We start from the raw sequence: 13,777 nt of genomic DNA on the forward strand, positions 1-13,777 counted from the left end.
AAGAACCGCCACCGGACCCTGATGACACATCGGGCCACTCAGGTTGGGCGTCTTCTCGCCACTTCTTCACACGCACGCACATCCCCCCACGGGACCGTTCTGGGTGCGCGCACGACACTGAGCACCCGTCGCCGTACCAGGCCCCCACCCGGCCGAGCGCCCCCCATTACCACAATGTGCTCAGGCCATGAATGTAGCGCACGCAGAGGTTCTGTGGTTGCCGCGTGTCAATTGTGCCCGCCCATAACGGCAGAATCCATGGCTGGAATCCATCCATCGGCGGGCCGGCGCAGCCACCCCTCCTCGACCGACAGTTCGGACGCCGCGCGCCGAAGGGCGTCGAATCCCGCGTGTACCAGCCCCTTTCGCCACACCAACGACACCGGTGACAGCGGAACGGGTTCGACGAGCGGGCGCAGCACGGTCGACGGCATGGCCGGAAACCCCACCACGACGAGGATCGGGTTTCGTGACCTGGCCATGATCCGCTGGAACTCCTCCTCCCCGACGGCGAGCGGCTCGGGCGCGGCGAGCGCGATGCCCCGCCCCTCGAACAGCCGGCGCCCGAGGTCCGTCCACTCCGGCGTACGGGGGTTTCCGGCACCCGCGTACACGGTCTCGCCGGCCAGCGCGGCGAGCGGCACCTGTCGCAATTCGGCCAACGGGTGGTCCTTGGGGAGCAGGACCGCCATCGGCTCGAAGCGCACCGGCTGGTGGTCGAGGCCCGCCCGCAGCGCCGGGTCCAGTCCGGCGAACCGTCCGAAGGACGCGTCGAGCCGGCCGGCGACCATCTCGCCGGCCGCGCCCGTCAGGCCGCTCTCGTAGCGGGCCATCAGTTCCTGGTCGGGGGCGAGCTCGCGGGCGCGGTGCAGCACGCTGCGGGCGGTGACCAGACCGGGCGAGTTGAGGTCCACCAGCAGGGGGCGGGCCCGGCCGAAGGCGGCGAGCAGGTCGTCCTGCGCCTGCACGGCTCGGCGGGCGTAGGGCACCAGTCGCTCGCCGTCGGGGGTCAGCGTGACCTGCCGGGTCGTGCGCACGAACAGCTCGGCGCCCAACTCCCGTTCCAGCCGCCGTACGTCCCGGCTGAGCGCCTGCTGGGCGACGTACAGCCGGGTCGCGGCGCGCGTGAAATGCAGTTCCTCGGCGACGGCGAGGAAGCCGCGCAGGAGGCGGGGGTCGAGGTGGGCGGGGCCGGGCATACGGCAGAACTTACAACGCGGGCGCGTGAATCCGCACCGAACAGGTGTTGGACCCCTTGATCGGCTACCGGCGACGGTGGACCCATGCCGCAGCAGCCCACCAGAGGCACCCGCCTGTACACCGTCACCGCCGACACCCTCGTCGCCGTCGACTTCGGCCCCCGGACGGACGGCGCCGGGACACCAGGCCGTCCGCCCGGCCCCTACCGCCGTCTCCTCGCCCGCCCCGGCGCCCGGGCCTTCACCCTCGCGAACCTGGTCGCGCGCCTGCCCATGGGCATGTTCAGCGTCAGCGCGGTCGTGATGATCGCCGGCACGAGAGGGTCGTACGCCCTCGCCGGCGCCGTCACCGCGACCGGCCTCGCGGCGACCGCGCTGGTCGCCCCCTGGACCGCACGGCTGGTCGACCGGTACGGCCAGGCCCGGATCGCCGTACCCGCCACGCTCGTCGCGGCGCTGGGCAGCCTCGCGCTGCTGCTGTGCGTGCGCCACGACGCCCCGGCCTGGACCCTCTTCGCCGCCTACGCCGCCACCGCGACCACCCCCAACACCGGCGGCATGTCCCGCGCCCGCTGGGCCCGTCTCCTCAAGGACGACCCCGACGCCCTGCACACCGCCAACTCCTTCGAGCAGGTCGCCGACGAGCTCTGCTTCATGCTGGGCCCGGTGCTCGCCGCCTTCCTGTGCGGGACCTTCTTCCCGGAGGCGGGCACGCTGGTCGGGGTGGTGCTCCTGGTGACGGGCGTCCTGGCCTTCGCGGCCCAGCGTTCGACCGAGCCGCCGCCGCGAGGCCGTACGACGGTCGGCGCGCCGCCGCTGCGTGCCCCCGGCATGCTCCCGCTCCTGGCCGCCTGCCTCGCCATGGGCGCCGTGTTCGGCTCGACGGAGGTCGTCACCCTCGCGTTCGCCGACGCGGCCGGCCACCGGACGGCGGCGGGAGCGGTGCTCGCCCTCCAGGCGGCCGGGTCCGGTGCGGCGGGTCTGCTGTACGGCCGGCTCAGGTTCGCCGGCCCCGCCGAGGACCGCTATCCGTGGTGCATAGCCGCGATGACCGCCCTGCTGACGCTGCCTCTGCTCGCCGCGTCCCTCACCGGCTCGCTGCTCCTGCTGTCCGCCGCCCTGCTGCTCGCCGGCATGGCCACCGCCCCGACCATGATCACCAACATGACCCTGGTCCAGCGGCGCACCCCGGACGGCCGCCTGAACGAGGGCATGACCCTCGCGGTGACCGCCCTTCTCGGGGGCATCGCGTGCGGCAGCGCGGCCGGCGGGTGGGCGGTGGAACGCCTGACCCCGACGGCCGGATACGGCGTGCCGGTCACGGCGGCGGCCCTGGCGCTGCTGATCGCACTCGCGGCGCCCGGGATCAGCGGGGGCAAGGGCCGCCGTACGTGATCAGCAGATGTCCGGCTTGCGCCAACTGCACTCGACGTCGGTGACCGCCCCGCCCCCACGCACGGACGCCGAACCAGCCGCCTGCGCGGTCGAATTCGCCAGCGTCACCACGATGGCGTCCTCCAGGGGCTTCACCGACGAGGCGAGATAGTTGTTGAGGACGATGCTGTACACCAGCTCACGTCCGCCGGCGTCCGTGACATACCCGGACAGCGCCGACGCCCCCGTCAACGACCCCGTCTTCGCACGGGCGTTGAGGGCGGCGGCCGTCCCGCACATCCGGGTGCGCAAGGTGCCCCCGACGAACCGGTCGGGGGCGCACGCGACGGGCAGCGACCGGTACCAGTCGGCGTACCAGGGCTCGGCACGTACGGCGAGGAGCAGTTCGACGAGCTGCGCGGCCGGGAAGTTGTCCATGCGGGAGAGCCCCGAGCCGTCGACCTGCCGCAGCTTGCCGGTGTCGACACCGATGCCCTTGAGATAGCCGCCTACCGCGGCGAGCCCGGCGTCCCAGCTCCCCTCCCCCGAGACCTCGACGCCCATGGCCTTGGTGAGGATCTCGGCGTGCATGTTGTTGGACAGCTTCATGAACGGGACCAGCAGGTCCTTCAACGGCATGGAGTCGTGCGAGGCCAACTGCCGTGCGGACGCCGGGGTGGGGCGCCCCAAGCGGGTCGGACCGGCGATCTGGACGCCGTGCTCCCTGAGCGCCTCCCGGAAGACGGCGGCGGCGTACCCGGTGGGGCCCCAGACGCTCACCCACTCCTTGGCGTCCGCGCCCCCGACAGGTGCCGTACCGCTGACGACGATCGTATTCGTGCCGTGCTCCCGCTCGACCGTGAGGTCGTTCGCCCCGTCGGCGGCGACCGTCTCGGCGGTCACATCCAGGTCGACGTAGTCGGTGTCGGGTGTGACGGTCACGGCCGGCCGGTCGCCCGGCGACTCCCCCGGCCGGACCGTCACGATCACGGTCCCGGTGTCGTAGTCGGTGTCCGGTGCCACGCTCAGCGCGCTGATCTGCGCCGAGTAGTAGGCGGACTCGTCGTCGGCGGCCCAGGAGCGGCCGAGGCGCCGGTCGTCGAAGCGGGTGTCGTCGGCGACGAGACGCCCTTCGACGCGCCTGATCCCCGAGGCGGCGAGCCGCGCGGCGAGCCGGTCGTAGTCGTCGGCGAGCAGGGTCGGATCCCCGCTGCCCCGCAGATACAGGTCACCGCGGAGCACGGAGCCGTGCCGCCGACCGGTGGCCAGCACATCGGTGGCGAACCGGTACCGCGGCCCGAGGATCTCCATCGCGGCGGCCGAGGTGGCGAGCTTGGTGTTGGAGGCGGGCATCAGCCGGGTCGACGGAAGGTGCTGGTAGAGGAGTTCACCGGTACCGGCGTCGGCGATCACGACGCTCGCCGTGCCGCCCTCCATCCGCGCGTCGCCCAGGACGGTGTCGACGGCTTCCGGCAGGCCGGAACGGTCGGAGTCCGCACCGGCCTGCGCGCCGGGTCCGAGGACGGCGGCGACGAGCGCCACGGCGACGGGCCAGATCCACAGTCTCTTACGGGAGTCGAGGCATCTCCCGGAGTCGCTCACGGGTCTGCTCATGCCTCAGCAGCATCCCCGACAACGGCTCGTGGCGACAGAGGGCCTCCCCCTCAGCCCAGCCCCCAGGCCCGTCCCATCCGGTACGCGGCACACAGGTTCACGTCCAGGACGTACGCCCCGGCGCTCCCGCACTGCTCGCTCCCGCTCCCCGGGTCGACCGGCTGCCCGTGCCCCATGCCGGTGACGCTGTAGGTCTCCACGACCGCGCGTCCGCCCGCGTCCCGGAAGACCTGATGCGGATACCCGGCGACGCTGTCGCTCACGTCGGCCGTCTGGTCGGCGCCCCGCACCTCGGTCCACTGCCGCGTCAGGTCGGTCATGTTGACGGGCTTCACGGTGTAGTCGGCCGTGCCCTGGAAGGCGATGAGGGTGGGCCAGGGCCCGGCATACCCCGGCCGAGCGGCACGCACCCGATCGCCCCACTGCTTCGGGGTCTGCGTCGCCCCGACGTACATGCAGACGTACGGCGACCCGGCCGCCTGCGCGCAGCCGTACGGCAGCCCGGCCACGATCCCGCCCGACCCGAACTTCTCCGGGTACGCGGCCATCATCACGGCGGTCATCCCGCCCCCGGCGGACAGCCCGGTGACGTACACGCGCGCCGCGTCTGCGGAGACGTCCGCGAGCTGCCGGTCCACCATCTGGGCGACGGACGCGGCCTCGCCCTGGCCGCGCGCGATGTCGCCGGTCTGGAACCAGTTGAAGCAGGACGAGGCGTTGTTGGCGGTCTGCTGCTGCGGCAGGACGACGGAGAAGCCCCAGCGGTCGGCGAGTTGGAGCCAGCCGCTGCCGGTGCCGTAGCCGGAGGCGTTCTGGGTGCAGCCGTGCAGCGCGACCACCACGGGGCGGCCGGCGGGCAGTCCGTCGGGGACGTAGCGGAACATCCGCAGGGCACCGGGGTTGGTCCCGAACCCGGTGACCTCCTGGAGCGAGGCGGCGGTGGCCCGGCCCGGGGTGAGGAGGCCGGCGATCAGGGCGACGAGGAGGGTCGCCAGGGCGTAGACGTGGCGGCGGCTTGCGGCTCTGGTCGGTGTCATGCGGAGGGACCGTAGAAGCGTGAACGACCCACCGATATGGGGTGGGACACCACAACGGCCGGGTCCGCCATGGTGGTTCAGCGAGCCGGTGGCCTCGTCCCGGCACGGAACTGCCGCACCAGCGTCCCCGGCTCCCGCGCCACCTGCCACAGGCCGGTCGAGAGCAGCGCCAGACTGACGGCGAAGCACACCCAGAACACGAACTGGGCGCCCGAGGCGAGGTTGTACGTACTGCCGTCCCGGTAGAGGCAGTACGCCTGCGGGGGAAACGCCTCGGAGACTCCGACCCCGCCGTAGCGCATCGAGCACGGGTCCTCGCCGGGGTCCTTGAGGGTGTCGTCCGCGGTGACGACGAGCAGCCAGGCCAGCGCCGCCACCGGCACGGTGCCGAACACGGTCGTCTTCGCCCAGACGGACAGGCGGGGGTGGCCGACGACCCCGTTCAGCGCGACCAGTACGACCACGAACACCGCCGCGACGGCCAGGGCCGCCGACGGCTCGTCGAACACCTCGACCAGCAGCCACACCACCACGGCCACGGGAGGCGCGGTGAGGACGAGGACCTTGACGCCGGGACCGACGCCCGGCCGGGTGAGCAGAAAGACGCCGAGGGCGCACCCGAGGACGAACAGGAGCGCGCTCACGGCTGCTGGGTGCCGGCGGGGGCCGTCGTGTCCTTCTTCCACGGTCCGACGCCGAGCTTCCCGGTCGTCCCGAGGTCCAGTTCCGGTACGACCGTCACGGGATCGGCTCCGGGCTCGGCCCATACGCGCACGTACGGCGCGTTCACCGGTTCGCCGAACTGCGTGGTGTTGCGCCAGGCCAGCTGGGCGACCGCGGCCTCACCCGGGCGCAGCACCACCGGCTGCGGGCTGCCGTCCCCGCCGGTGCCGGTGCTGATCCGGTCGGTGCCCTGGAGGATCCGTACGCCGTCCACGGTGTCGTGGTCCTCGTCCTGGACCTCCAGCTTCGGATAGCCGTTGACCCGGTGGGGCCCGCTGCCGCAGTTCACGAGGTGCAGGCCCACCACGCGCAGCCCCATGGCCGCGTCCCCCTGGTCCGCGTAGAGACGCACTCCGGACTCCGGGCACGGTCCCGACGCGGACGGCGCCTCGTCGACGGGGACGCTGCGCACCTTGACCAGCTCCACGCCCGTCACCTGGGGCGCCGACACCGTCGTCCCGGCCATGACCACGGTCCCCTCGGCGTGCCGCCCCGGCTCGACCGACTCGACCGTCTGCTCGACGTTGTCGACGGCGCCTCCGGAGGCCGAGAGGAAGCCGAAGGTCAGGATGTAAGTGGCCGCCTGTGTCCCCTGGTTGGTGACTTGGAAGTCCGCGCTGTAGTCGACCCCGGCGCAGCCGCTGTCCGGCCCCCAGGCGTACAGCCCGGTGACCGTCACGCCGTCCTCGGCGGAACCGGCGGCGGCCGGGAGCGGCAGCGCGCTGGGCGTGCCGGACGCGGTGACGGACGGTTCGGTGGACGGGGCGCTGCCGTACCGCGAGAAGTCCGCGGGGCACAGCCTCTCGGCCCGGACCCGGCCGTCGTCACCGCCCGGCGAGGCGCTCGGGGAACCACAGGCGGCGAGCAGCAGAGCACCGGCGAGAACAGCGGGGGCCGTGCGGGCGACGGTAGGCATTCGCTCAGCTCACCAAGGGCCGGGCGAGTGGGCTGTGGCGGAGGCCACACCTCCGGTCACAGGGGTGTCACAGATCACTGCCGCCCCGGGCGGAGGCGGCATGACAAAGGCCCCGTCACTCGAAAGTGACGAGGCCTTGCCCACATGGGATGAGTGGAGATGGCGGGAATCGAACCCGCGTCCAACGGTGCGGAATCAGGGCTTCTCCGTGTGCAGTTCGCTGCGATTTTCTCGGCCCCGGCGATCACGCGAACAAGTCGCCGACGGGCCCAGTCACTGTTAGATTTCCCTCTTCACCCCGTGACCGGGATCAAGGTTTAGTTCCCTAGCTGATGCCAGGATCCGGGTCGGGAACAGCCCCGGGCTGACACTTCGCAAGTCGCTACTTAGGCAGCGAGGGCGAAGGAATCGCGCTTGGTATTGGCGATTATTTTTTGCGACATATGGTTTACGAGATCATTGCCGCTTCCTCGACACGCTTCCCCTGCTTCGACAGCCGCTGTCGAAACCGATCATCCCCATGTTGTTTTTTCAATCCTCCGGAGAACCGGAGGAGCGCGCACCCTCTGTGAGGTGCAGTGCCATCGTACGTGACCAACGCAGCACGATGCCAGCGCATTCCCGGCGACCGCCTACTGGCCCCGCTGCCTGCGCTTCGCCGCCGCGATCGCGCGGTCCGACTCCCGCCGGTCCTGCTTCTCGCGCAGGGTCTGGCGCTTGTCGTACTCCTTCTTGCCTCGCGCGAGCGCGATCTCGGCCTTGGCCCTGCCGTCCTTGAAGTACAGGGCGAGGGGCACGATCGTGTGACCCGTCTCCTGGGACTTCGCCTCCAGCTTGTCGATCTCCTCGCGGTGCAGCAGCAGCTTGCGCTTGCGGCGCGCGGAGTGGTTGGTCCAGCTGCCCTGGTGGTACTCCGGGATGTGGGCGTTGTGCAGCCACGCCTCGCCCCCGTCGATCTGGACGAAGCCGTCGGTCAGCGACGTCCGTCCCTCGCGCAGCGACTTGACCTCGGTGCCCATCAGCACCAGGCCCGCCTCGTACGTGTCGATGATCGCGTAGTCGTGCCGGGCCTTCTTGTTCTGGGCGACGATCTTGCGCTTGCCGCCCTTCTCGCCGTCCCGGCCCTTCGTGGCGGCGCCGCCCTGCTTGGGCTGGGACTCCTTGGGTACGTACATTCCCTTGCTCATAGTGCCGTCCATTTTCGCACTACGAAGGGGGTGCGCGGAAAGCCGATTTACGAGTCGGCCTACGACTCCCCGAGCCCGCTGAGGACCGTCGCGGCCCGCTCCAGTACGCCGCGGTCGGCCTCCAGGTCGGGCGTGATGCCCCGCCCGTCGACGGCCCGTCCGGACGGGGTGCGGTAGTGGCCCACGGTCAGCTCGGCGACCGAGCCGTCGGGCAGCCGGCTGGGCATCTGGACCGACCCCTTGCCGAAGGTGCGCGAGCCCACGACCACCGCGCGGCCACGGTCCTGGAGGGCGCCGGTGAGCAGCTCGGCGGCGCTCATGGTGCCGCCGTCGACGACCGCGACGAGGGGTCGGCCGGTGTCGCCGCCGGACCGGGCGTGCAGGGCACGCTGGTCCCCTTCGACGTCGTAGGTGGCGACGAGACCGCCGTCCAGGAAGGCGGAGGCGGCGGTGACGGCCTCGGTGACCAGGCCGCCGGAGTTGCCACGCAGGTCGAGGACGATGCCGGAGGCGGCGGGGGCCCGGCGGACGGCCGCGCGGACCGCGTCGCCGGCGCCCTTGGTGAAGGAGGCGATCCGGATGACGGTGATGCCGCCGGCGAGTTCTCGAACGGTGACCGAGTCGGTGGACAGCCGGGCCCGGCGCAAAGTGAGGTCCCACGCGCGGGTGCCGCGCTCCAACCCGACCTTCACGGCCGTACCGGCGGGCGCGTCGGTGGCGTCGCCCCGCAGTAACGAGACGACCTCGGTGACCGGACGTCCGTCGACCTTCGCGCCGTCGACGCTGCGCAGCCGGTCGCCCGCGCGGATCCCGGCGGTGGCGGCTGGCGAGCCCGCCCGGACCTTCGTCACCTCTATGCGGCCGTCCCGCTCGCGCCGCGCCCACAGTCCGACGCCGGTGTACTCGCCGTCCAGGGCCTCCTCGAACTCCTCGTACTCGCCCTGGGAGTAGACCGCGCCCCAGCGGTCCCCGCTGCGGCTGACCGCCCGTTCGGCGGCCTCCATCGGGGACTCGCCGGCCGCCATGGCCTCGGCGGCGGCCTCGGCGACGTCCTGCTGGCGGCCCACGGGGGCGGCCGAACCGGCCGTACCGGCGGGGGATTTCCGGTCACCGGGGAACGAGCCGGTCGCGGCGCCGGCCACCAGCACGCTCGCGAAGACCAATGTCAGGGCGGCCCCGCGGCCGAAGCGGCGGGGCTGACAGAACAGGTCACGACCTGACATGCCGGTGAGTCTAGGACAACGTGAAGGGGCCGTACGGTGCGTTGCCCGTACGGCCCCCTTGGCGTTGGTCACACCTTCAGATACTTGCGCAGCGCGAAGAACGCCGCCAACGCCGGCATCAGCAGGCTGGTCGCGAGGATGAGCGGCAGTTTCGTCAACACCGCGTCCCAGCCGATGAAGTTGATCAGATTCAGCTTCTCCGACAGGGCCAGGCCGTGGTCGATGATGAAGTACCGCGCGACCACCAGGAAGCCGCACGCGACCGTGCCGCCGATGAGCCCGGCGACCGCGGCCTCCATGATGAACGGCGCCTGGATGTAGAAGCCCGAGGCGCCGACCAGCCGCATGATGCCGGTCTCACGCCGCCGGCTGAAGGCCGAGACGCGCACGGTGTTGACGATGAGCATCAGCGCGACGACGAGCATCAGCGCCATCACCGCCCGCGCGGCCCAGTTCATGCCGTTCAGCAGCCCGAAGAGGTTGTCCAGGATGCCCTTCTGGTCCTGCACGGACTGCACACCGTCACGCCCGTCGAAGGCGGTCGCGATGACCTGGTACTTCTCCGGGTCCTTCAGCTTGATCCGGTACGACTCCTGCATCTGGTCCGGCGTCAGCGAGGCGGCCAGCGGCGAGTCGCCGAACTGCTCCTTGTAGTGCTTGTACGCCTGGTCCTGGGACTCGTAGGTCACCTTGTCGACGACCGTCATCTTGTCCAGGTCGCCGAGGATCTCCTTCTTCTGGTCCTCGGTGACCGCGCCCTTGGCGCAGTTGGGGTCGGACTCGGCGTCGCTCTTGTTGCAGAGGAAGACCGAGACGTTGACCTTGTCGTACCAGTAGCCCTTCATCGTGTTGACCTGGTCGCTCATCAGGAGCGACCCGCCGAACAGGGCGAGCGACAGGGCGACGGAGACGATGACGGCGAAGGTCATCGTCAGATTGCGGCGGAGACCGACACCGATCTCGGACAGTACGAACTGGGCGCGCATGGCGTCTCTTTCAGGCCTTTCCGTGGACGGGTCGGGTCAGTGCTGGTAGCCGTAGACGCCGCGTGCCTGGTCGCGGACGAGGCGGCCCTTCTCCAGCTCGATGACGCGCTTGCGCATCTGGTCCACGATGTTCTGATCGTGCGTGGCCATCACGACCGTCGTGCCCGTCCGGTTGATCCGGTCGAGCAGCTTCATGATGCCGACGGAGGTCTGCGGGTCGAGGTTGCCGGTGGGCTCGTCGGCGATGAGCAGCTTGGGGCGGTTGACGAACGCGCGCGCGATGGCCACGCGCTGCTGCTCACCACCGGAGAGCTCACCGGGCATCCGCTCCTCCTTGCCGCCGAGCCCGACGAGGTCGAGCACCTGCGGCACGGACTTGCGGATCTCGCCGCGCGACTTGCCGATGACCTCCTGCGCGAAGGCCACGTTCTCGGCGACCGTCTTGTTGGGCAGCAGCCGGAAGTCCTGGAACACGGTCCCCAGCTGGCGGCGCATCTGCGGCACCTTCCAGTTGGAGAGGCGCGCGAGGTCCTTGCCCAGGACGTGCACCTGCCCGTGGCTGCACCGCTCCTCGCGGAGGATCAGCCGCAGGAAGGTGGACTTGCCGGAGCCCGAGGACCCCACGAGGAACACGAACTCGCCCTTCTCCACTTCCAGGGACACATCCCTGAGTGCGGGGCGGGTCTGCTTGGGGTAGACCTTGGAGACATTGTCGAATCGGATCACGGATGCACCACGGGTCGCCGGGGGTAGATGAGCGTGACCATACGCGAACCGGGGGCTGGGGCGCAGTCGCCAGGAGGGGTTGCGTGGGGGTTGTGCCTTTTTGTGCCGGACGGCGCCCCCGCCGAGTGACGGCGACCGGCCCCGTACGGCCCGCGGACGCGAGACAATGGCAGCCCTCTCCCAGAGCGCCCGAGCCCTTTCCGGAGGAACCTGGCATGGTGGAGAGGGGAACGTTCTCGGGGCACGACCCGTTGAACCCCCTGAGGGACTGGCTAGGAGGGTGGCGCATGACGTACGACCGGCTGGTGTGCGCGAACTGTGCCGCGCCCGTGAGTGAGGGCCGCTGCCCCGTGTGCCGGGCGAACCGCCAGCGGCTTCAGCAGGAGAACCCGTTCGCGGGTCTGAACCCGATGACGCTGATCGCCCTGCTGGCGGTGCTGATCGCGGCGGTGGCACTGCTGGCGCACCAGACGGCGTAGGGCGACCCAGGACCCCGTACGCGGACATACGAAGGGCCCGGAGCAGGCGCTCCGGGCCCTTCGTCGCACGATGTCGGTCACACGGTGTGACGAGACGGCTGCCGTCAGGCAGCCGCACCGCCACGGCCGCCCGCGAGGCGCGGGAGGACGCGGAAGCCGATACCACCGACGATCATCGTGGCGGCGCCGACCAGCAGGAACGTGGTCTGCGCGGCACCCGTCTCGGCGAGCTCGTCGCCGCCGCCCTGGGCGGAGGTGCTGGCGCCGGTGCTGTCGGTGCCGGTGTCGGTCAGGGAGGAGGAACCCTCTTCCTGAGTGGAGGTGCCACCGTCGGGGTCGGTGTTGTTGTTGCCACCGCCGTTGTTGTTGTCGCCACCGTTACCCGGGTCGGTCGGGTCGTCGGTCGGGTCCTCGGTGGGCTCCTGCGGCTCGGTGGGCTCCTCCGTCGGCTCCGTCGGGTCGACCGTCGGCTCCTCGGTGGGGATGTCCGTCGGGACGTCCGTGGGGACATCGGTCGGGATGTCGGTCGGCGGGTCGGTGGGAACCGGCGGCTCGGTCGGGTCCTCGTCCCCGATGCAGATGCCGAGCACGCATGCTTCGTCCGCCTCGGCGGCAGATGCGGCACCCGCGGCGGTCAGCGAGGCACCGGCCGCGATCACGGCGCCGGCCGCGAGGCGCGCGATACGGATCCGCGTCTTCTTCGTCATGTGGTTGCTACCCCCAGTAGCTGAATCGTCGGTGAGGCGGCGCTCAGGGGCCGGCCGTGATCGACGGAGGTAACAGAACTTGAGCCCCCCGGTTCACATGCGCCCCAGAGATACGCATGCCACGCTTTACCCTTCCCATTTTTCAAGGCATCGTCAAGGCCGTTGCGCGCGCGATGTCCAATTACGGGTTCTTTGCCTGGGGTTGGAAGCTGTGAGTGTGATGTAAAACCCAGACATAACAGGTACAGAAAAGGCAACTGCCGCCCAGACGGCGGCAGTTGCCTTGTCGACAAAGTAACTCTGTTACTTCTCCTGCTGCTTGCGCCAGCGAATTCCGGCCTCCAGGAAACCGTCGATCTCGCCGTTGAACACGGCCTCGGGGTTGCCGACCTCGAACTCGGTCCGCAGGTCCTTGACCATCTGGTACGGGTGCAGCACGTACGAACGCATCTGGTTGCCCCAGGAGTTGCCGCCGTCGCCCTTGAGGGCGTCCATCTTGGCCTGCTCCTCCTGGCGGCGCCGCTCCAGCAGCTTGGCCTGGAGGACGTTCATCGCGGTGGCCTTGTTCTGGATCTGCGACCGCTCGTTCTGACAGGAGACGACGATGCCGGTGGGGAGGTGGGTGAGGCGCACCGCCGAGTCGGTGGTGTTCACGCCCTGGCCGCCGGGACCGGACGACCGGTACACGTCGACCCGCAGCTCGGACTCGTCGATCTCGATGTGGTCGGTCTGCTCGACCACGGGAAGCACCTCGACGCCCGCGAAGGAGGTCTGCCGGCGGCCCTGGTTGTCGAAGGGCGAGATCCGCACGAGCCGGTGGGTGCCCTGCTCGACCGAGAGCGTGCCGTAGGCGTAGGGCACCTGCACGGAGAAGGTGGTCGACTTGATGCCGGCCTCTTCGGCGTACGACGTCTCGATGAGCTCGGTCTTGTAGCCCTTCTGCTCCGCCCAGCGCAGGTACATCCGCTGGAGCTTCTCCGCGAAGTCGGCGGCATCGACGCCACCGGCCTCGGCGCGGATGTTGACGAGCGCCTCACGGGAGTCGTACTCACCGCTCAGGAGCGTGCGGACCTCCATCTCGTCCAGCGCCTTCTTGACGGCGGCGAGCTCGGACTCGGCCTCGGCACGGGTGTCCGGGTCGTCCTCCTCCTCGGCCATCTCGAACAGCACGGCGAGATCGTCGATCCGGCCACGCAGGGCTTCGGCCTTCCGCACCTCGGCCTGGAGGTGGGACAGCTTGCTGGTGATCTTCTGCGCCTCGTCCGGGTTGTCCCACAGGGACGGCGCGGCCGCCTGCTCCTCGAGCACGGCGATGTCTGCCCTCAGCTTGTCGAGGTCCAGAACGGCCTCGATCGACTCCATGGTCGAGGAGAGGGACTTGAGCTCTTCGGATACATCGACGACTGCCACGCCTCCAGCGTAACGGCTCCGCCAAGCGGGGAGGTCCGGGTGCTGTCGCCCCGGAGGCGCCGCGGGGTCACCGCGGGCTCACCAGGGGCTCCGCTTCCTGGGTCCGGGGGGCGCAGGCCGACCGGGGGCCACCTCGTGGCCGAGCGGCGCCGCGAGGTCGCGCAGGCCCATCGGAGGCCCCGCGCCCTGCCCCCGG

The 13,777-nt window shown here is 70.6% G+C and carries 13 protein-coding genes and 1 other RNA gene; 2 read left to right on the top strand and 12 right to left on the bottom strand.

The genetic code is table 11. The features are described 5' to 3' along the window. Positions 1 to 227 precede the first annotated feature (227 nt). Positions 228 to 1,199, bottom strand: coding sequence for a LysR family transcriptional regulator (locus tag ACIQWG_RS36520; protein ID WP_404104013.1), 972 nt, complete (start codon positions 1,197 to 1,199; stop codon positions 228 to 230). A gap of 84 nt (positions 1,200 to 1,283) precedes the next feature. On the opposite strand from ACIQWG_RS36520, the gene ACIQWG_RS36525 reads away from it, so the two are divergent. Then, a complete protein-coding gene (locus tag ACIQWG_RS36525) occupies positions 1,284 to 2,594 on the top strand; it encodes an MFS transporter (protein ID WP_404104016.1) in 1,311 nt (436 codons plus the stop codon). Here the strand turns inward: ACIQWG_RS36525 and dacB are convergent, their stop codons facing one another. From dacB to ftsE, 9 genes are all read right to left on the bottom strand, one after another. After that, the gene (dacB, locus tag ACIQWG_RS36530; protein WP_404104018.1) at positions 2,595 to 4,187 is read right to left on the bottom strand and encodes a D-alanyl-D-alanine carboxypeptidase/D-alanyl-D-alanine-endopeptidase; all 1,593 of its coding nucleotides are present in this window, start codon (positions 4,185 to 4,187) and stop codon (positions 2,595 to 2,597) included. It abuts the gene before it with no gap. Positions 4,188 to 4,237: 50 nt separating this feature from the next. Next, positions 4,238 to 5,224 (bottom strand): alpha/beta hydrolase family esterase, encoded by a 987-nt coding sequence (locus ACIQWG_RS36535; protein WP_404104021.1) that lies wholly within the window; start codon positions 5,222 to 5,224, stop codon positions 4,238 to 4,240. A gap of 77 nt (positions 5,225 to 5,301) precedes the next feature. Continuing rightward, positions 5,302 to 5,868 (bottom strand): hypothetical protein, encoded by a 567-nt coding sequence (locus tag ACIQWG_RS36540; RefSeq protein ID WP_404104023.1) that lies wholly within the window; start codon positions 5,866 to 5,868, stop codon positions 5,302 to 5,304. Beyond that, the gene (locus ACIQWG_RS36545) at positions 5,865 to 6,863 is read right to left on the bottom strand and encodes a DUF4232 domain-containing protein (RefSeq protein ID WP_404104026.1); all 999 of its coding nucleotides are present in this window, start codon (positions 6,861 to 6,863) and stop codon (positions 5,865 to 5,867) included. Before ACIQWG_RS36545 ends, ACIQWG_RS36540 begins: the two co-directional genes overlap by 4 nt. 151 nt (positions 6,864 to 7,014) lie before the next feature. Beyond that, positions 7,015 to 7,383, bottom strand: a transfer-messenger RNA (tmRNA) gene (gene ssrA / locus ACIQWG_RS36550). A gap of 112 nt (positions 7,384 to 7,495) precedes the next feature. Beyond that, positions 7,496 to 8,038 carry an SsrA-binding protein SmpB gene (smpB, locus tag ACIQWG_RS36555; RefSeq protein WP_393522182.1) on the bottom strand — a complete coding sequence of 181 codons (543 nt, stop codon included), beginning with the start codon at positions 8,036 to 8,038 and terminating at the stop codon, positions 7,496 to 7,498. A 71-nt stretch (positions 8,039 to 8,109) separates the two neighbouring features. Further along, positions 8,110 to 9,273, bottom strand: a complete 1,164-nt coding sequence (locus ACIQWG_RS36560) for a S41 family peptidase (protein WP_404104028.1) — start codon at positions 9,271 to 9,273, stop codon at positions 8,110 to 8,112. Positions 9,274 to 9,341: 68 nt separating this feature from the next. Then, complete coding sequence (gene ftsX, locus ACIQWG_RS36565) at positions 9,342 to 10,259, bottom strand: permease-like cell division protein FtsX (protein WP_404104031.1); 918 nt, start codon at positions 10,257 to 10,259, stop codon at positions 9,342 to 9,344. A gap of 36 nt (positions 10,260 to 10,295) precedes the next feature. Further along, positions 10,296 to 10,985, bottom strand: a complete 690-nt coding sequence (ftsE, locus tag ACIQWG_RS36570; protein WP_186286574.1) for a cell division ATP-binding protein FtsE — start codon at positions 10,983 to 10,985, stop codon at positions 10,296 to 10,298. A gap of 287 nt (positions 10,986 to 11,272) precedes the next feature. On the opposite strand from ftsE, the gene ACIQWG_RS36575 reads away from it, so the two are divergent. Continuing rightward, on the top strand, positions 11,273 to 11,464 hold the full coding sequence (locus tag ACIQWG_RS36575; protein WP_404104034.1) for a hypothetical protein: 192 nt from the start codon (positions 11,273 to 11,275) through the stop codon (positions 11,462 to 11,464). A 104-nt stretch (positions 11,465 to 11,568) separates the two neighbouring features. Here ACIQWG_RS36575 and ACIQWG_RS36580 read toward each other — a convergent pair whose 3' ends face one another. Then, positions 11,569 to 12,171: an LPXTG cell wall anchor domain-containing protein gene (locus ACIQWG_RS36580; RefSeq protein WP_404104037.1), complete on the bottom strand. Its 603-nt coding sequence runs from the start codon at positions 12,169 to 12,171 to the stop codon at positions 11,569 to 11,571. A 303-nt stretch (positions 12,172 to 12,474) separates the two neighbouring features. Continuing rightward, positions 12,475 to 13,581 (bottom strand): peptide chain release factor 2, encoded by a 1,107-nt coding sequence (prfB, locus tag ACIQWG_RS36585; RefSeq protein ID WP_404104040.1) that lies wholly within the window; start codon positions 13,579 to 13,581, stop codon positions 12,475 to 12,477. Positions 13,582 to 13,777: the final 196 nt, after the last annotated feature.

It is taken from the genome of Streptomyces sp. NPDC098781 (genome assembly GCF_044759995.1).
In the GTDB taxonomy this organism is placed as follows: domain Bacteria; phylum Actinomycetota; class Actinomycetes; order Streptomycetales; family Streptomycetaceae; genus Streptomyces.

Coding starts and splice junctions, on each gene's coding strand:
- smpB (WP_393522182.1), bottom strand. CDS start 8,038: ATGTACGTACCCAAGGAGTCCCAGCCCAAGCAGGGCGGCGCCGCCACG.
- ftsX (WP_404104031.1), bottom strand. CDS start 10,259: ATGCGCGCCCAGTTCGTACTGTCCGAGATCGGTGTCGGTCTCCGCCGC.
- ACIQWG_RS36575 (WP_404104034.1), top strand. CDS start 11,273: ATGACGTACGACCGGCTGGTGTGCGCGAACTGTGCCGCGCCCGTGAGT.
- ACIQWG_RS36560 (WP_404104028.1), bottom strand. CDS start 9,273: ATGTCAGGTCGTGACCTGTTCTGTCAGCCCCGCCGCTTCGGCCGCGGG.
- ACIQWG_RS36535 (WP_404104021.1), bottom strand. CDS start 5,224: ATGACACCGACCAGAGCCGCAAGCCGCCGCCACGTCTACGCCCTGGCG.
- ACIQWG_RS36545 (WP_404104026.1), bottom strand. CDS start 6,863: ATGCCTACCGTCGCCCGCACGGCCCCCGCTGTTCTCGCCGGTGCTCTG.
- ACIQWG_RS36520 (WP_404104013.1), bottom strand. CDS start 1,199: ATGCCCGGCCCCGCCCACCTCGACCCCCGCCTCCTGCGCGGCTTCCTC.
- ACIQWG_RS36525 (WP_404104016.1), top strand. CDS start 1,284: ATGCCGCAGCAGCCCACCAGAGGCACCCGCCTGTACACCGTCACCGCC.
- dacB (WP_404104018.1), bottom strand. CDS start 4,187: ATGAGCAGACCCGTGAGCGACTCCGGGAGATGCCTCGACTCCCGTAAG.
- ACIQWG_RS36580 (WP_404104037.1), bottom strand. CDS start 12,171: ATGACGAAGAAGACGCGGATCCGTATCGCGCGCCTCGCGGCCGGCGCC.